At 64.1% G+C, this 20,287-nt stretch carries 16 protein-coding genes and 1 pseudogene; 7 read left to right on the forward strand and 10 right to left on the reverse strand.

The window, feature by feature from the left end; genetic code table 11:
• From AC0L3E_RS28860 to AC0L3E_RS28895, 8 genes are all read right to left on the reverse strand, one after another.
• Positions 1-1,542 carry a trimethylamine methyltransferase family protein gene (locus AC0L3E_RS28860; protein WP_473606195.1) on the reverse strand — a complete coding sequence of 514 codons (1,542 nt, stop codon included), beginning with the start codon at positions 1,540-1,542 and terminating at the stop codon, positions 1-3.
• Between the two features lie 73 nt (positions 1,543-1,615).
• Positions 1,616-2,584, reverse strand: a complete 969-nt coding sequence (locus tag AC0L3E_RS28865) for a D-2-hydroxyacid dehydrogenase (protein ID WP_473606196.1) — start codon at positions 2,582-2,584, stop codon at positions 1,616-1,618.
• 10 nt (positions 2,585-2,594) lie between these two features.
• Positions 2,595-3,503, reverse strand: coding sequence for a dihydrodipicolinate synthase family protein (locus AC0L3E_RS28870; protein WP_473606197.1), 909 nt, complete (start codon positions 3,501-3,503; stop codon positions 2,595-2,597).
• Between the two features lie 9 nt (positions 3,504-3,512).
• A complete protein-coding gene (locus tag AC0L3E_RS28875; protein WP_473606199.1) occupies positions 3,513-4,091 on the reverse strand; it encodes a hypothetical protein in 579 nt (192 codons plus the stop codon).
• Positions 4,092-6,944: a 2Fe-2S iron-sulfur cluster-binding protein gene (locus AC0L3E_RS28880; protein WP_473606200.1), complete on the reverse strand. Its 2,853-nt coding sequence runs from the start codon at positions 6,942-6,944 to the stop codon at positions 4,092-4,094.
• A complete protein-coding gene (locus AC0L3E_RS28885) occupies positions 6,941-7,207 on the reverse strand; it encodes a sarcosine oxidase subunit delta (protein ID WP_473606201.1) in 267 nt (88 codons plus the stop codon). The genes AC0L3E_RS28880 and AC0L3E_RS28885 overlap by 4 nt, the downstream gene beginning before the upstream one ends.
• Positions 7,208-7,209: 2 nt before the next feature.
• On the reverse strand, positions 7,210-8,451 hold the full coding sequence (locus tag AC0L3E_RS28890) for an FAD-dependent oxidoreductase (RefSeq protein ID WP_473606202.1): 1,242 nt from the start codon (positions 8,449-8,451) through the stop codon (positions 7,210-7,212).
• A 6-nt stretch (positions 8,452-8,457) separates the two neighbouring features.
• Positions 8,458-9,822, reverse strand: a complete 1,365-nt coding sequence (locus tag AC0L3E_RS28895) for an MmgE/PrpD family protein (protein WP_473606204.1) — start codon at positions 9,820-9,822, stop codon at positions 8,458-8,460.
• 222 nt (positions 9,823-10,044) lie between these two features.
• Here AC0L3E_RS28895 and AC0L3E_RS28900 point away from each other — a divergent pair, with 222 nt between their 5' ends.
• From AC0L3E_RS28900 to AC0L3E_RS28915, 4 genes are all read left to right on the forward strand, one after another.
• The gene (locus AC0L3E_RS28900) at positions 10,045-10,932 is read left to right on the forward strand and encodes a LysR substrate-binding domain-containing protein (RefSeq protein ID WP_473606205.1); all 888 of its coding nucleotides are present in this window, start codon (positions 10,045-10,047) and stop codon (positions 10,930-10,932) included.
• 195 nt (positions 10,933-11,127) lie between these two features.
• Positions 11,128-12,786, forward strand: a complete 1,659-nt coding sequence (locus AC0L3E_RS28905) for an ABC transporter substrate-binding protein (protein WP_473606206.1) — start codon at positions 11,128-11,130, stop codon at positions 12,784-12,786.
• A gap of 117 nt (positions 12,787-12,903) precedes the next feature.
• The gene (locus AC0L3E_RS28910) at positions 12,904-15,324 is read left to right on the forward strand and encodes a GcvT family protein (protein WP_473606208.1); all 2,421 of its coding nucleotides are present in this window, start codon (positions 12,904-12,906) and stop codon (positions 15,322-15,324) included.
• A 58-nt stretch (positions 15,325-15,382) separates the two neighbouring features.
• Positions 15,383-16,285, forward strand: coding sequence for an SMP-30/gluconolactonase/LRE family protein (locus AC0L3E_RS28915; protein ID WP_473606209.1), 903 nt, complete (start codon positions 15,383-15,385; stop codon positions 16,283-16,285).
• 21 nt (positions 16,286-16,306) lie between these two features.
• On the opposite strand, the gene AC0L3E_RS28920 is transcribed toward AC0L3E_RS28915, so the two are convergent.
• Together AC0L3E_RS28920 and AC0L3E_RS28925 are read right to left on the reverse strand one after the other, a co-directional pair.
• The gene (locus AC0L3E_RS28920) at positions 16,307-17,212 is read right to left on the reverse strand and encodes an allantoinase PuuE (RefSeq protein ID WP_473606211.1); all 906 of its coding nucleotides are present in this window, start codon (positions 17,210-17,212) and stop codon (positions 16,307-16,309) included.
• Positions 17,213-17,241: 29 nt separating this feature from the next.
• Positions 17,242-18,309: a pyridoxal phosphate-dependent aminotransferase gene (locus AC0L3E_RS28925; protein ID WP_473606212.1), complete on the reverse strand. Its 1,068-nt coding sequence runs from the start codon at positions 18,307-18,309 to the stop codon at positions 17,242-17,244.
• Positions 18,310-18,750: 441 nt separating this feature from the next.
• Here AC0L3E_RS28925 and AC0L3E_RS28930 point away from each other — a divergent pair, with 441 nt between their 5' ends.
• The 3 genes and pseudogenes from AC0L3E_RS28930 (at position 18,751) to AC0L3E_RS28940 (ending at position 20,190) form a co-directional block, all read left to right on the forward strand.
• A complete protein-coding gene (locus tag AC0L3E_RS28930) occupies positions 18,751-18,897 on the forward strand; it encodes a hypothetical protein (RefSeq protein WP_473606213.1) in 147 nt (48 codons plus the stop codon).
• 164 nt (positions 18,898-19,061) lie between these two features.
• A pseudogene (locus tag AC0L3E_RS28935) lies at positions 19,062-19,771 on the forward strand (HAD-IC family P-type ATPase); the annotation flags it as partial.
• Positions 19,768-20,190: a hypothetical protein gene (locus AC0L3E_RS28940; RefSeq protein WP_473606215.1), complete on the forward strand. Its 423-nt coding sequence runs from the start codon at positions 19,768-19,770 to the stop codon at positions 20,188-20,190. The pseudogene AC0L3E_RS28935 and the gene AC0L3E_RS28940, both read left to right, overlap by 4 nt.
• The last annotated feature ends 97 nt before the right edge of the window (positions 20,191-20,287 follow it).

Below are 20,287 nucleotides of genomic sequence, written 5' to 3' on the forward strand. Positions count from 1 at the left end.
TCAGCCGTCCGGATTGGCGGCGATCTCTTCACGGCGGCGCGCGACATAAGCGTCGAGCGCCTCGCGGATCGCCGGGTCCATCACCGGTTCTTCGTAATCATGCAGCGCCTGCTGCCAGAGTTCGGTGGCGCGCTCCAGCGCATCCTTGCCGCCCGCTTCCTCCCAGGCGCCATGGTTCTGCCAGTTGGACAGCATCGGCTGGTAGAAGGCGGTGGTGTAGCGCGACATTGTGTGTTCGGCGCCGAAGAAATGGCCGCCGGCCGGCACCGACTTGATGGCCTCGAAACCGAGATCGTCCTCCTGGAACGGCAGCGGCCGCAGGAACTCCATCATGTTCTGCAGGATCTCGACATCGAGCACGAGTTTTTCATAGGACGCCGTCAGCCCGCCTTCCAGCCAGCCAGCCGCGTGATAGATCAGATTGGCGCCGCCGAGCACCGCGCCCCAGGTCGCCATCTCGGTTTCGTAGGCCGCCTGCAGATCGACGACGTTCGAGGCATTCGCATTGGAGGTGCGGTAGGGCAGATTATAGCGCCGCGCTAGTTGCCCGGCGATGATGTTGGCCTTGGCGTTCTCCGGCGTGCCGAAGGCCGGCGCGCCCGACTTCATGTCGACATTGGAGGTGAAGGCGCCGTACATCACCGGCGTGCCGGGGTTGACGAGCTGCGTCAGCACCACGCCGAACAGCGCTTCCGCGTTCTGCTGGCAAAGCGCCGCCGCCAGCGTCACCGGTGTCATGGCGCCCATCAGCGTGAATGGCGTCACCGTCACCGGCTGGCCATGCTCGGCCATGGCGATCAGGCCTTCGGCCATGGCGTCGTCGAACAGGCGCGGCGAGTTGATCGAGATGATCGTCGTCACGCCGGGCGAGCCGCGCATCGCCTCGACGGTGATGCCGCGCGCGATCGCCATCATGTTGATGCCGTCCATCGCCCGCGCACGGCCGATCGCCGTGCAGTGGAAGGAGAGATCGCTCAGCGTCAGATTGGCGTAATAGGTGTCGAGATGCCGCTCGTTGGCCGGCAATTCCATCGGCGCCACCACCTGGTTGCCGATGATGTGGATAGCGTTGAAGTGATGCGCCAGCCGGATGAAGTTCTGGTAGTCGGGCAGATTGCCCTGGCGGCGGCCATTGATGCGGTCATGCACATTAGGCGGACCGGCGACCAGCCCGAACACCAGCGAATTGCCGCCGAGGTGGACCTGCCTTTGCGGGTTGCGGCTGGTCAGCGTGAAGGAGGACGGCACCGCGCGCAGCGCTTCGGTAACCAGGCTTTCGTCGATCCTGATGGTCTTTTCCTCGCGGTCGACGATGGCGCCGGCCGCCGCGAACAGATCCATCACCTTGTCGCTCATGACGCGGATGCCGAGTTCCGACAGGATGCGCATCGAGGTGTCGTGCAGACGCTGCATCCGCTCTTCGTCCAGCAGCTGCATCGGCGGATAGGGATTCTCCACATGCTGCCAAGGCAGCTGCGCGATGCCGCCGCCGCTGCGCCCGATCTTCGATCTGCGGCCCCCGCCGCGCCTGTCCTGCGTCATGTGTCTCTTCCCTTCGGGTCTCTTTTTTCGCAATTCCGGACGGAAAACCGCTTCGCACTTTTCATGGAATTGCTTAGTAGCCGCGCTCCGGATTGACTGTGTTTTCCAGCGTCTGGCCGCTGCGGTAGCGCTTCAGATTGTCGGCGAACATGCGCACCGATTTGATGTCCCAGCCCTCGTAGACCGCCGCGCAATGCGGCGTGATCGCGACGTTGTCGTAGCCCCAGAGCGGATGGTCGGCCGGCAGCGGCTCGGTGCTGAACACATCCAACGCCGCGCCCCTGATCCGCTTGCCGTCGAGGGCTTCGAGCAACGCTGCTTCCTCGGTCACGCCACCGCGCGAAATATCGATGAGCACGGCTGACGGTTTCATCGCCGCGAAGGCCGCCTTGCCGAGCAGGCCACGTGTGGCGGGCAGCAGCGGCACACAGCAGACAATGAAATCGGCGCGACCGAGCAAAGCAAGCAAGGCATCCGGGCCGTGCACCTCGTCGAGGCTGGGCATCGGCTTCGGCCGGGCGCGAATGCCAAGCGTTTCCATGCCCATCGCCTTGGCGCGCCTGGAGACGGCCGTACCGGTCTTGCCGAGGCCGATGACCAGAACTGTCTTGCCTTCGATTGGCTCGACGCGGCCACCGCCCCACTGGCGCGCCTGCTGGCGGCGGCCGAAACCGCGCAGGTCGAGCGAGAAGGACAGCATGGCACCCAGCGCATATTCCGCCAGCATACCGGCGGCGACGCCGGCGGAGTTCGTCACAGTGACGCGCGCCGGATCCCAGCGCCCGAGATGATCGGTTCCTGAACCGCCGACCGACACCCACTTCACCGTGGCGCTTTCGACAAGCGCCTGGCGCGGAAAGCGCGGCGTGCCGTCAAAGCGGACGGTGTAGACGACCTCCGCAGCAATCTGCTCGATCAGGCCGGGCAAGGCAGCATAGGTATCACAGGCGTGAACGGTGAGGTCAGCATGCGTCTCGCCGAGCACCGCCATCGCTGCCGCCGGCCGGTCGGTGTGCAGGATGACGGTGGGGTGAGCCGACATGTCTTGCGCCTCAGCCGCGGCCAATGTGACCGGCTGAAGCGCCGAGCGCCGCAATCAGCGTCTTGCCCTGTTCTAGCGTCGCATTCTCATGCGGCGCGCGCAGGTTCAGCCAGCGCTGGTCGCCGGAGCGAACCGCCAGCACCGCTTTCATCGCCGGGATCAGGCCGGCATCCTGGATGATTTTGCGGAACGCCTTCACCGCCGCGTCCGCTTCCGTGACGTCCTTGCCTGCAATGGTTGCGTCGTAAAGCGCCCGAATGGCCGCGGCATTGAGATTGACCGTCGCCGAGATGCAACCCGCGGCGCCATTGGCGAGGCCCTTGGTCAGCTGGGCCTCCGAGCTGGGGAACACCGCGACCCCAGGCGCTGCGGCAATCACCGCCGCCGTGTTGTTCCAGTCGCCGGCGCTGTCCTTGTAGGCGACGACCGTCTCGGGAAACGCCGCGCTCAGCCGTGCAGTCAAGGCCGGGCTCACCGGCACGCCGGAGTTCTGTGGGATGTGGTAGAGGATCATCTTCAGCGCCGGGTTCGCCACCCGCTCGATCAGCTCGCTGTAGTAACGCGCCTGGCCGTTGTCGCCGGCCGCGGTGTAGAAGAACGACGGCAACACCATCACACCGGCGCAGCCAAGCCCGACCGCGTGCTTGGACAATTCAACGGTTTCGGGCAGCGCGGTGACCCCGGTTCCAGGCATCATGCGCGCCGGCGAAATGCCCGCTTCGATCAGCCATTCCAGCGCCTGCATGCGCTCATCGAGCGAGAGCGACAGCGCCTCGCCCGTGGTGCCGAACGGCGACAGGAAATGCGCGCCCTGGTCCAGCACCCATCTCGCATGTGAGATCCACAGGTCGCGGGCGATGCGGCCATCGTTGTCGAACGGCGTCAGGATCGGGGCGATGGTTCCTTGCGGGCGGGTCATTGATATCCTCTATGCCTGATGTTGCGTACAGTGCCTGGCCACCGCCGAGACGGTCCGAGCGAAGTATGCCGACGCGGTGATGTCGAACAGTACATCGAAACCGGCCGGCGCGCGGACAGCAACCGCTTCGATATGGCCGACGCGTGTCTGCGCAATGTCTTCGGCGCTGAATCTGTCGGGGCGCAGATCGAGTGCGCAGAGCTCGCTCATCGCATCGGCAATTGCCGGACCGGAAAGCCGCATCCACGCCCATCCTTCCTCGCGCCAGGACGAATAGCCTTTCGGCCCGCTGTCGCTTTCCCAGGCGCTTTTCAGTTCGGCCAGAGTCTCGCCGGCATTTTCCGCCAGCAGCAGGATGTCCTCATTGCCGAGGCGCAGCACACGCAGGCCGCGATAGCTGCCGGTGCGATTGATCGCGGGCAGGGCAACGCCATGCGCGGTGAGCCACTCGACGCTGCCGCCGCCCTTCAGGCCGAAGCGTGGGCTGGCGGTGAGATCGGTCAGCGCAACGGCGCCGGAAGGCAGCGTGCCATTCGCCGCGCCGCCAGGCGCGAAGGGGAAGATGGGCATTGCGTCGAAGCCCGCCACCTACATCTCCTGCCGTTCATGGGTCGGATCGAAGAAGGCATGCCCGACAACCGGCACTTCGACCAGCGCGCCGTCGCGGCACTTCACTGTCACCCGGCTTCCTTCCGCTGCATCGTCGGCATGGACATAGGCGAGCGCGACGGAACAGCCGAGCGTCGGCGAAAAGCCGATCGAGGTGATCTGGCCGACGGGATCGTTGCCACGCAGCACCAGGCAACTCTCGCCCGGTACGTTTTTGGCGCCGGCCGGAAATTGCAACCCGACCAGCTTGCGCGATTGCCCGAGCCTCGCACGCATTTCGATGGAACGCTTGCCGACGAAGAACGGCTTCTTCTTCGATACGGCCCAGCCGAAGCCGAGTTCGTCCGGCGTGGTGATGGCATCCGTGTCCTGGCCGATCAGGATATGGCCTTTCTCCAGCCGCAGGATGCGCGACGCTTCCAGTCCGTAGGGTGTGAGGCCATGCGGCTTGCCGGCCTCCATCACCGCATCCCACAGCGCCGGGGCCAGGCTCGACGGGCAATGCAACTCGTAGCTGAGCTCGCCGGTGAAGCCGATCCGCATGACACGCACCGGCACACCGGCGACGACGCCCTCGCGGGCGCTGAGATAGGGGAAGGCCTCGCGGCTGAAGTCGATGTTGCTTTCGAGCTCCTCAAGCACCGACCGCGCCTTGGGACCGGTCACATTCAGGCCGGAGAACGCGCCGGTGAGGTTGAGCACGTCGACCTCGAGCCGCCACCGCGCGTTCCAGAACAGCATGTCGGCATAGACGCGCGCGACCGCACCTGTCGTGGCCGTCACATAGAACCGATCGTCAGCCATGCGGTAGGCAACGCCATCATCGACCACCGAGCCCATTTCGTTGAGCATCAGGCAATAGCGCACGCGCCCGACCGGCTGGTTGGCATGCGCCATGGTGTAGAGCCGGTCGAGGAACTCGCCGGAATCCGGCCCGCGCAGCTCCAGCTTGCCGAGTGTCGAGACGTCGAGCAGGCCGACGCCCTCGCGCACCGCCATGATCTCGTCGCGGATCGCCTCTTGCGCATTCGTCGGATCGCCATAGAAATACGGCCGCCACCAGGCACCGACCGGCTTCATCACGGCGTTGAGCGCGAGGTGCCTTGCGTGCAGCGCCGTGCGCCGCTCCAGCGGTTCGTAATGGCCGGCAAGCACGCCGAGCATCTCCGGCCCGACCGGCGGCCGCGCGGTCGTGATGCCGACTTCGGCGACAGTCCGGTCGGTCGCCCCGGCGACGATCCTTGCCGTCGGCAGCGCCGAATGGCGACCCTGGCTTGGACCCATGCCCACCGTGGTGAAGCGCTTGACCAGCTCGATCTCGCGATAGCCATCCTTGATGGCGTTGTGCAGATCCTTGACCTGGAGATCCTCGTCGAAGTCGACGAAGTCGCGGCCTTTCGCATTTCCCACGATCGGCTGCACATGGACCGGGCAGGATGGTATGACTTTGCCGAGGACCATGTCTTGCGCAACTGCATGGCCGAGCCGCTGCAATGCCAGCGCAGCCGCGCGACGACCGCCGGCAACAGAGCCCTCCAGACCATTGTCCCCGGCGACGGAGCCGGCAAGCTGAACAGGCCCCTTCGCCAGTGTTAGCGTCATCGATCCGCTGACGTCATCGTAGCCGACCTTGGCGCCTGCCTGGCAAGGCAGTTGCCAGGCGGGTACTCCGCCGACCGAAATCGTCAGCAGGTCGCATTCGACCCAGCGTCCGCCGACGCGAACGCGAGCAAGGTGTCCACTTTTGCCTTCGGCGGCTTCAACTGTCACGGCCTTCTGGATCGCCACGCCCTTGCCATGCAGTTCGGCTTCGAGCGGGCCTGGCAGGCCGCCGGTTCGCGGATCGGCGACCAACATGACCGACACGCCGACCTCGACCAGATCGAGCGCAACGGCATAGCCTTCGTCACTGCCGGTCAGCACCACGGCCCTTTGCCCGGGGCGCACGCCATAGTGACGGATCAGCCGCTGCGCAGCGCTGCCGAGCATGATTCCGGGCAGATCGTTGTTGCGGAAGATGGCCGGCTGCCCGATCGCGCCGGTGGCGAGGATCACCTCGCGCGCCCGTGTGCGATAGAGCCGGTCGCCCTGGATCAGCGGCAGCCAATTGTCCTCGTACCAGCCATTGCAGAGCGTGCCCGTCATTACGCGCAGATTGGGAAGCGTCTCGATCCTCGCTGTGAGACCCGCTAGCACCGCCGGGTCATGGCGGCCATAGGTCAGCGACCCGCCGATCTCGGGGTTTTCATCGCAAAGCACGACATCCGCACCCGCTTCGGCGGCAGCGATGGCCGCATTCAGTCCGGCCGGACCGGCGCCGACGACCAGCACGTCGCAGTGCAGATGCGACTTGTCGAAATGCCGGTGCGCGGCCTTGGTGTCGACGATGCCGAGCCCCGCCTTGCGGCGGATGATCGGTTCCCAGAATTTCAGCCAGCTGTCGCGGCGCGGTCCCATGAAGGTGCGGTAGTAGAAGCCGACCGGCAGGAAGCGCCCAAACCTATCGATGATCGCATCGCGGTCATGCGCGAGCGAGCCGTTGACGTTCTGCGCGCTGATCTGCAGGCCCTCGCTGACCGGCGTCCGGTCGGCGGCGACATTCGGCTCCGACGGCAGCTGCACCAGCGTGTTGGCCTCGGCGCCGTTCATGCTGAAGACACCGCGCGGGCGGTGGTATTTGAATGAGCGAGACAGCATCCATTGCCCGGAGGCGGCGAGCGCACTGGCGATGCAGTCGCCGGCATAGGCATCGAAGCTCTTGCCCTCGAAGCTGAAGCGCAGCGGGCGCGTCCGGTCGATGCGGGTGCCGAAAGGAGCAGGCAGGCGGTTCATGACTGGCCGCTGCGCTGCGAGGCGTCGAAGGTGCGGATGATCTCGTTGCTGACGAGATCGCGCTCGGCGAGGAAGAAATAATTGCTCGGCACATGCCGCCACCACTCGACGACGACGCCCCTGCGGTTTTCGGCACGGAACAGATGTCGCGACCAGTCGGCGTCGGCGGTCCGTTCAGGATCCAACTCGTCGCGCACCGGTCCGAAAGACTGGAACTCGTCTATGTTGCGCGGGCCGTTCATCGGGCAGGTCATGATCTTCATTGTCAGTGGCTCGCTGCCGTCGCGCCCATTTCATTGAGCAGCTGGAAGGTTTCGAAACGCTCCAGCGCGAACGGCTGCAATATGTCGGGCACGCGGCCGGTGGCGATGGTCTCGGCCATCCGCTTGCCGGCGACCGGCGTCGCCTTGAAGCCCCAGGTCCCCCAGCCGCAATCGAGCCAAAGATTGTTGAGCGGGCTGGCGCCCATGATCGGGCTGTAGTCCGGCGTCATGTCGGTAATCCCGGCCCATTGCCGCAGCAGCCTGACACCTTGCAGGAACGGGAACAGATGCACGGCGCCTTCGGCCAGATGCTCCTTCATGTCGAGAGTCGAGCGCGTCGAATAGAGCTGGTAGGGATCGGAGCCGCCGCCGATCACCACCTCGCCGCGCGACGATTGCACGAGATAGGTGTGCAGCGAAACGGAGGAGACCAGCGTGTTGAGCCACGGCTTCAGCGGCTGCGTCACCATCGCCTGCAGCGGATAGCAACGGATCGGCAGTTCGACGCCGGCCATCAGCGCAACGTCGTAATTCATGCCGCCGGTCGCGATCAGCATCTGGCCGCAGGCGATGCGGCCGCGGTTTGTCTTCACCGCCTGGACCCTGTCGCCGGTGACCTCGAACCCTTGCACCTCGGTGCGCTGGTGGATCTCGACGCCGCGCCGCGACGCCTGCGCGGCATAGCCCCACGCCACCGCGTCATGCCGCGCCGTGCCGCCATCGGCATGCCAGAGCCCGCCGAGGATTTCGAGCGCGCCGCCAAAGTCCATGTTGAGCGACGGTACCAGTTCCTGGACCGCCTTCTGGTCGACCACTTCGGTGCGGGTGCCCAGATGCTTGCCCATCTCGGCGCGCGAATGGAAGCTGCGCAGCGTCGCTTCCGTATGCGCAAGCGTCAGCTGGCCGCGCTGCGAGAACATGACGTTGAAGTCGAGTTCCTGCGACAGCGTCTCGAACAGCGCCACCCCTTCCTTGTAGAAGGCGATGCCTTGCGGCGTGATGTAGTTGGAGCGGATCGTCGTGGTGTTGCGCGCCGTGTTGCCGCCGGCGAGATAGCCCTTCTCGAGCACCGCGACGTCGGTGATGCCGTGGTACTTCGCCAGATGATGTGCGCAGGACAGGCCATGACCGCCGCCGCCTATGATGACGACATCGTAGGACGATTTGAGCGCCGGCGTGGCGGGAATGTCCTCGCTGACCGGATAGTCCCGGCTGAGACCGTATTTCAGCAGCCTGAGCGGCATGTCAGTCTACCACGCCGGTCGCTGGAGGATCTTGGTGATAACGGGAGGATCGTAGAGCAGGGCCGAGAGCTCGGAAAAGCGGCTGTCGGGGTCGGTCAGCGACAGGATGGCGTCGCGGATCGCCATGGCGCGGCCTTGTCCGAGCACGGGTGTCGCGAACTCCAGATATTTGGCTTCAATCTCATTTGGCGTCAGAGGCGCCTCCGGTCCACCTCGCGCATGGACATCGCCCGAGGTCAGCACCCGGCCATCGGTGGTGGTGATGGTGACATCGGCCCAGCGTCCCGCCGGGAAGCGGGCGCTGTGGCGTTCGTGTTCCGACACGCTGATGCGGGCGAGCATTTCCGCAACGGCACCGTCTTCAAGGCCGGCGCCGGAAATGTGCTCCAGCCCGATACGGCCATGCAGGATGAAGGTCGCAACCGCGAAGCGCAGGCTGTACTGCGCCTTCGACGTCGTGTCCGGCATGCCGTCGAACAGCGTCGCGGCATAGTGGAAGCTGTTGACCTGGACATGGCTGATATCGGCCGGCGTCAGATGATGCGAAAGCACCAGCCCGCGCGTCGCGTCGATCGCCGCATGCGCCCAGCGGCAGATCGGGTAGGGTTTCACATATTGATGCAGCGCCTGCCAGAAGCTGCCGAGATCTTGCCAATGCGCAGCCATTTCCGGCGCCTCGACGGTGATGGCCGGCGCGCCGGTGAAGCCGCGTTCGGCGAGCACCGCCGCCGACAGGCCGGTCAGTGCACCGATGCCCGAGCCGTCATGCAGCATCGTCGGTGTGGCGATCTCGCGCATCATCTGGCTGCGCGGGCCATGATATTCGGCAATGCCGAGCGCCTCGCGCAACTGTCCGTCGCTTAGGCGGCGCAGACGCGCCGCCACTGCAGCGACGCCCAGCGCATTCCAGGCGCCCGACGTGTGATAGTCCGACACGGTCGCATGCAGGGCGATGCCGGCGCGGCCGGCGACTTCGTAGCCGACGACCAGCGCTGCCAGCGCCTCCGGACCGCCAAGCGCCGGAAGCTGTTCGGCCAGCGCCGCCAGCGCCGGCACCACCACGACACCGATATGACCCTTGGTCGGGCTGTACCCGTCATGGCCGTCGAGATTGTCGATCTGCGTCGCGCAGGCATAGGCGGCACCCGCCAGGGAAGCGCGGCGGCCGTCGAAAAGCATGCGGGCGGAATGCCTTGGGTCGCTCGAATTGTAGAGCAGGGTCGCGGTATCCCTGGCGATCCGGCCGGCCTCCATCGGCCCTGCGGCAATCGCAATTCCAATCGTGTCGAGCAAGAGGTAGCGAGCCTGGTCCAGCACTGCCTGAGGGAAAACCGATGCCGGCCGGCGTAACACGAAATCTGCCAGGCGCACGGCAGTCTCAGCGCTTGCGTCAGGCCCTTCACGGCGATGGGGCGACACAGCCACTTGCTCCACTCCCTCTGTCGTCACGCCATCATTAATTTGGGTTCATCGTGCATTCACGCAATTAGTTCAGCGGCTTTGGCCAAAAATATCTATGCCATGTCGCTTGCGTGCAATTGAACGCCAACGGCTCCATGGTCTACCTATTCTGGCACAGCGCAGGAGCCGGAGATGAAGCCACCCCCGCCTTTGAACTATATCAGGTCGTTCGAAAGCTCGGCCCGGCATCTGAGTTTCACCATGGCCGCCAAGGAGCTTGGCTACACGCAGGCCGCGGTCAGCACGCATGTCCGCTCGCTCGAACATTACATCGGCCGGCAATTGTTCATCCGCTATCCGCGCAGCCTCAAGTTGACCGAGATGGGCGAGGCGTTCCTGCCGACCCTGCGCCAGGCGCTGGACCAGATCGACCAGGCGACGGAGGCGATCGTGACCTCGTCGCGCAACCGCACCGTGGTCGTCTCCTGCCCGATGAGCCTGGCGGAGAATTGGTTGGCCGGCTGCATGGCCGCCTTCCGCAAGAAGCACCCCGAAATCGAGATTGTGCTGCACGGCACGATCTGGGAGGACCTCAGCGAACAGATCGCCGACATCACCATCTCGACGCGGCGCTTCGACGATCGCCCGCCCGCCGCCATTCCGCTCTGGAATGACGAATTGGTGCTTTTGTGTGCGCCGTCGCTGCTGGAAGGGGAGCACGCCGTCAAAGTGCCGGGGGATATCCTCAAGGTGGACCGGATCTTCGTGCACGGCCGCCAGGAATACTGGCAGGTCGTTGCCACCGCGCTTGGCGTCGACATGCAGGATTTCGACAAGGGCCTGTCGACGAACGCGTCCAACATCGCGCTCGAGCTTGCCGCAATGGGCGCCGGCCTCGTCGCCACGCAGCGCTCGCTCGCCCACGCATATCTGCGGCGCGGACTCCTCGTCGAACCGTTTCCGGTTCGGCCGCCCAGCCCTTGGAATTACTACCTGACCGAGACCCATGTCTCCAAGGGCAACATCGCCCGCACAGTGCGCGAATGGATCGTGGCGAGGGCGCAGGAAGACAGCGCCTGAGGGGTGGTCGCCGACATCGGCACGGCGGCGCGCAAAAAAAATTGAGACGCCAATGGCATCGTTTTATTAGGCCTCGTAAGCCGGGTTTCAGCGGTTTTTGAGCCCTCAAGCCCTTCCGGGATTTTTGCATCGCCTCTAACATTCCTTGCGTAATGGGGAATGAACGGGCGGAAAGCCCAAACCGGAGAAGCAACAATGGCACTTTTCAGGAGCGACGGTGACCGCGTCCCCGCGGTGATCGAAAGCTACGCAGATGAAGTCAGAAACGGCAGGATGGACCGCCGGGAATTCCTGGCCATGGCGAGCGCGATGGGCGCCTCCACGGCGTTTGCCTACGGCCTGGCCGGCCTTCCCGCGCCGGCCGAAGCTGCAACGATCGAGCCTGGCAAGAAGGGCGGTATCCTGAAGATGCAGATGATCATCAAGGACATGAAGGACCCGCGCACATGGGACTGGTCGGAGATGGCCAATGTACTGCGCCAGTGCAACGACTACATGATCCGCTATACCCAGGACTTCACCTTCGAGGGCCATCTCATCGAAAGCTGGGAGGTCAGCGACGACGCCACCGAATACACGCTGCATGTGCGCAAGGGCGTGAAATGGTCGAACGGCGACGAACTCAACGCCGACGACATCGTCTTCAACATCGAGCGCTGGTGCGACAAGGAGGCCGAGGGCAATTCGATGGCGGGCCGCATGGCCACGTTGATCGATCCTGCCACCAAGAGGGCGATCGCTGGCGCTATCACCAAGGTCGACGACCACACGGTGAAGCTGAAGTGCGGCCAGTCCGATGTCACCATCATACCCGGCTTCGCCGACTATCCGGCCATCATCGTCCACCGCGACTTCGACAAGAACGGTGCCGACATGACCAAAACGCCCGGCACCGGCCCTTATGAGTTGATCTCCTACAAGGTCGGCGACTCGGCTTCAGTCCGGCGCCGCAAGGACTTCACGTGGTTTGGCGGAGAAACCTATCTCGATGGTGTCGACTGGACCGACTACGGCACGGACGCTTCCAACCCCGCCATCGCCAGCGCGTTCGAAGCCGGCGAGATCGACTGCAACTACCAGACCGTCGGCGGCACAGTAGATCTCTACGAGAGCATGGGCCTGGTCAAGGAATCCGTCGTCACCGCCGGAACGATCGTGCTGCGCACCAATATCAGCAGCAAACCCTATGACGACAAACGGGTGCGTAACGCCATCCAGCTCGCGGTCGACAACGAGACGGTGCTGAAGCTCGGCTATAGCGGCCTCGGCCAGGTCGCCGAAAACCACCATGTCTGTCCGATCCATCCCGAATATTACGAGCTGCCGAAAGTCTCGCGCGATCTCGTCAAGGCCAAGGCGCTGATGACCGAGGCCGGCCAGATGGATCATGAGTTCGAGTTGATCTCCTATGACTCGGACTATGTGAAGGACCCCGCCGACGTCGTTGCCGCGCAGATGCGCGAGGCCGGCTTCAAGGTGAAACGGACGATCATCCCGGGCACCTCGTTCTGGAACGACTGGACGAAATATCCGTGGTCGACCACCGAATGGGGCATGCGTCCGCTGGGCGTCCAGGTGCTGGCGCTCGCCTATCGCAGCGGCGAAGCCTGGAACGAAACGGCCTATGCCAATCCCGAGTTCGACAAGAAGCTCAATGCCGCACTCGCCATCGCCGATACGGCCAAGCGCAAGGAGCTGATGAAGGATGTCGAGTTCATCCTGCAGGATTCCGGCGTTCTGGTTCAGTCATTCTGGCGCTCGCTCTACCGTCATCACGCCACCTATGTGAAAAACCTCAAAATGCATCAGACATTCGAACTGCAGCTGGACAAGGTCTGGCTCGACAAGGCCTGATTTGTAAGCATCCAGGGGGCGGCCGGATCGCCCCCTGGAATTCGCCAAGGCGACGAGAGCGGATTCATTGAGCTGGAACACGACAAGTCGCCGAACACAAAGGGAAGAAATCTCGATATGCGTACCCATGCACAAGCCGTTGTCATCGGCGGCGGCTTGATCGGCTGCTCGATCCTTTATCATCTGGCCAAGCATGGCTGGTCCGATGTCGTCCTCCTGGAGCGCGACGAGCTGACCTCCGGCTCGACCTGGCACGCCGCCGCCAACATCCATGGCCTGCATGACTCGACCAACATCAGCCGCCTGCAGCACTACACCATGGCGCTCTACAAGGAGCTGGAGACCGAGACCGGCCAGGGCTGCGGCATCTTCCAGCCGGGCTCGCTCTATCTCGCCCAGACCGAGGCGCGCGAGCACCAGCTGCGGCTGCAGGAAGCCAAGGCGCGCCGCTACAAGATGAATTTCTATGAGGTCGCGCGCGACGAGGCGGAGCGGCTGCACCCGCTGGTCGATTTCGACGGCATACGCTGCATCATGTATGAGCCCGAAGGCGGCAATGTCGATCCGTCCGGCGTCACCGCGGCCTATGCCGCCGGCGCGCGCCAGCGCGGCGCCGAGATCCATCGCTTCACCCCGGTGACCGGCACGGAAGCGCAACCTGACGGCAGCTGGATCGTGCGCACGCCGAAAGGCGATATCAACACGCAATGGGTGGTCAATGCCGCCGGCCTCTGGGGCCGTGAGGTCGCCGCCATGGCCGGCCTGCAATTGCCGCTGATCCCGACCGAGCACCAGTATTTCGTCACCGAGACCATCCCCGAAATCGCCGCCATGGGCCGCCGGCTGCCTTCGGTCGCCGACCGCGACGGCGAATATTATCTGCGCCAGGAAGGCCTCGGCCTGCTGATCGGCGCCTATGAACGCAACATGAAATTCTGGGCCGAGGACGCCACACCGCTCGACTTCGGCCACGAACTGTTTCCCGACGATCTCGACCGCATCGAGGACAACATGATGCGCGCCATTGCGCGCGTCCCCGCAGTTGGCAAGGCAGGCGTCAAGCGCGTCATCAACGGGCCGATGATCTGGTCGCCCGATAGCGCTGTGCTGTTCGGCCCGGCGCCGGAATTGCAGAACTATTTCTGCTGCAACGGCATCATTCCCGGCTTCTCGCAATCGGGCGGCATGGGCAAGCTGGCGGCCGAGTGGATGATCGAAGGCGAGCCGTCGCTCGACATGTTCGCCTGGGACATGGCGCGCTTCGGCCACTGGGCCGGCAAGGCTTTCACCAAGGCCCGCGTGCAGGACCAGTATAGCCACCGTTTCAAGATCCATTTCCCCAATGAGGAGCGTGCCGCAGGGCGTCCGGTTCGCACCCGTCCCGCCTATGAGATGCAAAAGCAGATGGGCGCGGTCTTTGGCCTCAATTTCGGCTGGGAGCATCCGCTGTGGTTCGCCGCCGAGGGCGAGCCGCGCGAAGAAACCAACGGCTTCACCAGGCAGAACTGGTGGGGCCCGGTCGGGCGCGAAGCGCGCATGCTGCGCGAGCATGCAGGGATCATCGACGTTTCGAACTTCGCCAAATACGAGGTCATGGGGCCGGGCGCCGAGGCCTGGCTGGATTCGCTGTTCGCCAATCGCATGCCGGCCGAAATCGGCCGCTCCTGTCTGACGCCATTGATCGGCAAGCGCGGCGGCATCGCCGGCGACTTCACGGTGACGAAGCTTGGCCAAGACGAGTTCATGGTGTTCGGCTCCGGCATGGCCGAGCGCTTCCACCTGCGGTTCTTCAAGGCTGTTCCGCTGCCCGAAGGCACAACCTTCCGCTCACGCACCGAGGAGATGGGCGGCTTCAACGTCGCCGGCCCAAAATCGCGCGAATTGCTGCAGCGGCTGACCAATGCCGATCTGTCGACCGAAGCTTTTCCCTTCATGCGCTCGAAGCGGATCACGGTCGGCGGCGTCGATGTGGTGGCACTGCGTGTCTCCTTCACTGGCGATCTCGGCTGGGAGCTTTATTGCCCGGTCGCCGACCAGGTCGCGCTCTATGGCGCGCTGCTCAAGGCCGGCAGCGAGGTCGGCGCCGGTCCGGTCGGCTCGCGTGCGCTGATGTCGCTGCGTGTCGAGAAGGGTTACGGCAGCTGGAGCCGCGAATACTCGCCCGAATATTGGCCGCAGGAGGTCAAGTTCGACCGCCTGGTCAAGATGGACAAGGGCGATTTCCTCAACCGCGACGCCTATGCGGCCATCGCCGAAAAGCCGGCGCGCGACCAGCTGATCATGCTGTCGATCGCGGCAAACGATGCCGACGCCACCGGCGGCGAGCCGATCTTCCTGCCGGACGGCACGCCGATTGGCCAGGTCTCGTCAGGCGCCTACGGCTACTTCGTCGAGCAGTCGCTGGCGCTCGGCTATGTCAAGGCCGGCTCCGCCAAGGCAGGCGACAAGGTGTCGGTGGCGATCCTCGGCCGGCCGCACGATGCGGTGCTGTTGAGCGAGCCGCCCTTCGATCCCGAAGGCAAACGGCTGCGGGCGTAGGTCTCGCTCTCATCGACGCAAAGCAGATTTCAACGACCGGAAACAAAGGGGAAATCGCATGATCAAACGGCATCTGCTCAGCACCATGTTTGCCCTTGTCCTGACGTCCTCCGCGCACGCGGCGGACGTCAAAGTCATCAACGACGATGCCTGGTTCGCCGAAGGTCCGATCTGGTACCAGGACAAACTCTTCTACGTTGAATATGGCCGCGGCACCGTGGACGTGTGGGACGGCAAGAAGAACGAGATCTTCTGGAAGATGGATGGCTGCGGTCCTTCGGCGGTGGTGCCGACGACAGCCGGCGAGTTGCTCGTCACCTGCTATGACAGCAACTCGATCGGCCACATTTCGGCCGACGGCAAGACGCTGCCGGCCTATGACAAGGACACCGACGGCCAGCCATTCAGCGGGCCGAACGACTTCGCGCCCGACAAGGATGGCGGCATCTATTTCACCGGGTCGGGCAAGGGCGGTCCGCTGATCGACGCCTCGGCCTATTACATCGGCAAGGACGGCAGCGTGAGGAAGGTCGCCGGCGACCTGCACAATGCCAACGGTCTCGTCATGTCGAACGACGGCAAGATCCTCTATCTGGTCGAGACCGAGGACAACAGGATCATCGCGTTCGATGTCCAGGCCGATCACAGCCTGAGCAACCGGCGTGTCTTCCTGCGTCTCGACGATCTCTTCCCCAACCAGCCGCACATCTGGCCCGACGGCATCAAGATGGACAAGGCCGGCGAGATGTATATCGGCCAGAGCCCGCGCTCGCTGGATGCGCCAGGCAAGATCATCGTCGTCGACAAGGATGCCAAGCTGCTGCGCACGCTTTCGGTGCCGTCGCCGTCGATGCCGAACTTCGCCTTCGGACCGGACGAGAAGGCGCTCTATGTGATGGCGCTCGACCAGATCGACGCGGCGCCCTGGCACGGCAAGGTCTACGAAGTCCCGAACAAATAGGCGTTCGCGGCTTCCGCCGGCTCAGCCGCCGAACCGATCCAGCCAATGCTGGGCGAGATCGGAGCGGCGGCAGACCCAGATGTCCGGATTGGCTTTGATCTTGTCGAGGAAGCGGGCGAGTCCAACCATGCGGCCCGGCCGCGCCGCGAGCCGGCAGTGCAGCGAAACCGTCATCATGCGCGGTGTCGTCTGGCCTTCGGCCAGCAACCAGTCCACCCCGTCGCTGACATAGTCGAAGAACTGGCTGCCTGTCTCCAGGCCGGAGCCGCGCGAAAAACGGCTGTCATTGTTGTCGAAGGAATGCGGCACCACCAGATGCCGCTTGCCATCGACGTCGACGAAATAGGGCAGGTCGTCATTGTAGTCGTCGCAGTCGAACAGGAAGCCGCCATGCTCGGCCACCAGCCGCCTGGTGTTGAGGCTGGGCCGGCCGGTGTACCAGCCGAGCGGGCGAATGCCGGTGAGCCGCTGCACCGTATCGACGGTCATGGCGATGTGATTGCGCTCCTCCGCCTCGCTCAGCGGCGCGTAGTCGATCCAGCGCCAGCCATGGCAGACGATATCGCTACCGAGCTCGGCCATTGCCTTGCCGGCGGCCGGATTGAGTTCCAGCGCACGCCCGACGACGTAGAAGGTCGGCACGATACCTTTGTCTCGAAACAGCGAGGCGAGCCGCCAGACACCGACGCGCGAGCCGTATTCGTAGAGCGATTCCATGTTGCGGTTGCGCAGGCCGGGTACCGCCGGCGACACGGCTAGATCGGACAGGATCGCCTCGGAGACACCGTCGCCCTCGTCGATGCTATACTCAGCACCTTCCTCGTAGTTGACGACGATGTTGAGTGCGAGCTTGGCGCCGCCGGGCCACGGAGCGGCAGGCGGCTTTTCGCCATAGCCGATGAAGTCACGGGCCGGCACATAGGGCATCGCTCAATTCTCCCTCTGATATCGCATAGTCAGCCGCCGCGCAGATCGATCAGGATGCGCAGCGCTTGGTCCATCATCTCCTGCGGCCCGACCGTGGCGCGCAGGCAATCGGTGAGGCCATAGCCGCCGAGGCTGCGCACGATGATGTCGGCGCCGCGCAGGGCGGCATCGGCAGCCACGGCTGCGGCGGCGTCGGCGAAGCGGATTAGCACGAAATTCGTGTGGCTTTCGGGCACGTCGTAGCCCGCCGCTCTCAGAGCCTGCGCAAAGCTGTTGCGGATGGCCGCGGTGCGCGACACCGTCTCGCGCATATAGGCCTGGTCTTCCAGAGCGGCGACCGCCATGGCGAGGCTTGGTGTGGTGACCTGGTTGGAATTCTGCAGCTTGCGGATTTCGGCCGCGACCGCAGGCGGGAACAGTCCCCAGCCGACGCGCGCGCCGGCCAGCCCATAGGCTTTGGAAAAGCTGCGCAACACGACGGTGTCACCGCGAGCCACCAGTGCAAATACGGCTTGAGGATTCTGGTCGTCGAACTCGCCATAGGCCTGGTCGATCACCAGCAGCACGTCGCCGCGCAAGGCGGCGCGCAGGCGCAACAGTTCGGAATTGCGGATGCGGGTGCCGGTCGGGTTGCCGGGATTGCAGACGAAGACGATCCGCGTCGTCGGCGTGATGGCGGCGAGAATGTTGTCGACGGACACGACGAAGTTGCACTCTGGAGCCTTGACGTAGACGGCACCGACACGTGAGGCGGCGGAGGCCGCGAAATTATAGGTATAGGTGGTGGCGAGCACCTCATCGCCAGGACCGGCAAAGGCCGCGATGGCGCAGTTGATCAGGTCCATGGAACCCGCGCCGCACAGGATCAGCTCGCGTTCGACGCCATAGGCCTGCGCGATCGCATCGCGCAGCACCGTCCAGTCCGGATCGGGATAGAGATGACTTGGCGCGATCGCGTCCCTGCCTGCGGCGGTCGCTTTGGGGCTTGGCGGGAAGGCGCTCTCGTTCTGGGCAAGCGTCGGCCGGTCATGGCCGCCGAAATTCGCCAGCGCGAAGGCAGACATCGCCTCGATATGGGCTGCGGCTTTCAAAGGCATGCCGTATCCCTGACGGTTTTGCTGGCGCTCATTTCCCCAATGCTTCTCGTCGGACCCGGCTAGCGCATAAAGCTACAAGCGGCCGGGGCGTTCACAAGCAAAAACTCGCCGCACAATGGCCGCGAAATTCTGGCCCTTATGTCCGCCACAACCGCATGGCATTGCAAATCGAAGGCATCAACGAGCCCCCTGCGAAGTGCAAGCGAAAACCGGTTGCCGGCTTAGTGGGGCCTGGGCCACGGGCAAGCTCGATGTAGGCTCTCTTGCCCTCAGCCATTGAACTTTTCTGACTGCTAGGATCTCAATCTCAAGATGCGACACTGCGCCCTGCCTTTCGAACCGAAACTCCCTCAATCCGCAGCTCGTTTTTTACCCGCGAGAGCAGAGGGGTTCGATGACAAAAATGGCAGACGCTTTGACTCGCGGAGGTTAGAGCCAGCGTTGGCACTCAAAGCTCACCTCTCCACACTTGACCATGGCGATCTGCAAAACTTTGCTGACTCGGCTGCCGACGAACATCCGGGCGGGCAGCGCCAAAAATGGTTGTTCTCACGCACCTTTATCGCGCGTTGGGCGATCGACGAATAAGGGCGGAGCGGACATTCAATTTCCGAGCCGCTAACGAGACCGTGAGAGTAAACAGGAAAAGGCGCGTGCCGGGCGCGCGCCTTCCGCGGTGACACCGGCCAGAAGCCACCCGCATTGCTGTGGCGGCCGTGGACGGGACCGAGATCTATCTTGCCTCGCCGTAGGCTGCTGAGGACGCGGCAAAGTTCGCCGAAGACCAGAAGTCTCAAATTGCAGCGCTCAACGACGCCGGAAAAACCGTGTCGGTGGGCTGGTCAGCAACAAGGCGGCGGGAGCCATCGCCATGCGAGAGAACCGCGCCCGGATGCTTTGGCGGGTCTCAAGGCGCTGACGGATTCCGGGATCAACGGTGATGCTGACCGGCGATAACAAACGAACGGCATTGGCGATCGGGAAGCAGCTCGGCATCGATATCCGCGCCGAACTGCTGCCGGAAGACAAGCAGCGCATTGTTGGTGAGCTCAAAGGGCAAGGGCTTGTTGTCGCCAAGGTGGCGATGGCATCAACGATGGCGAGAGTGGCGGGCGGCGGGGGGGCGGCACCGCGAACGGCGATGCTGCCCATACGCCGGCGCTGGGAGCGGCCGATGTCGGCATCGCGATGGGTGGCGGCACCGACGTGGCCCTGGAAACCGCCGACGCGGCGGTTCTGCACAGCCGAGTCGGCGATGTCGCCGCGATCATTGAGCTTTCCAAAGCGGCCCATGTCCAACATCACGCAAAACATCACCATGGCGCTCGGGTTCAAGGTGCTGTTCCTCGTGACCACCATTATCGGGATCACGGGGCTCTGGCCCGCAATCCTCCCAGATGCCGGCGCGACGGTTTTGGTCACGGCCAATGCCATGCGGCTGTTACGCTGGAAAGGTGTATGAAGGAACGTGCATCACGCGGTAATCACGAAGGTATGAAGGTCTGTTCAAACGGCTGGACTTGTGGCAGGTTCAAACCAATGAAGCGCTTCGTGCTCGCAAGATGTCTGGTGATACTCGCCTTGGCCGGGCTCCTGCTTGCGCCGGTCAGCGCGGTCATGGCGGCGCCAGCCTTACAGACCGTGGTTACAGCCGAAATGGCTGCCGACATGGATTGCTGCCCCAAGGAACAAGCGCCACAGGGCGATTGCGGCAGGGCCTGTCCTTTCGTTGCACTCTGCCTGACGAGCCTCAGCGGGCTGACGGCGGACGAAGTCCTATTTACGCCACGAATGGTTGCCAACCAGTCTCTGCGGCCAGGCCAAGAGTTCCAGCTGGCCTCGCTAGCCAGCAAACCGCCGTCTCGACCTCCTCGCATCTGATCTGAGCGGGCGATCTTTCGCCGCTAACGACGCGGGTTCACCCCCGCGCCGCCAACTGCATGGCCTTTGCCCTGTGCAGGCATGCCGTGCGCAGGCA

This window comes from Mesorhizobium sp. WSM4822, assembly GCF_055811155.1.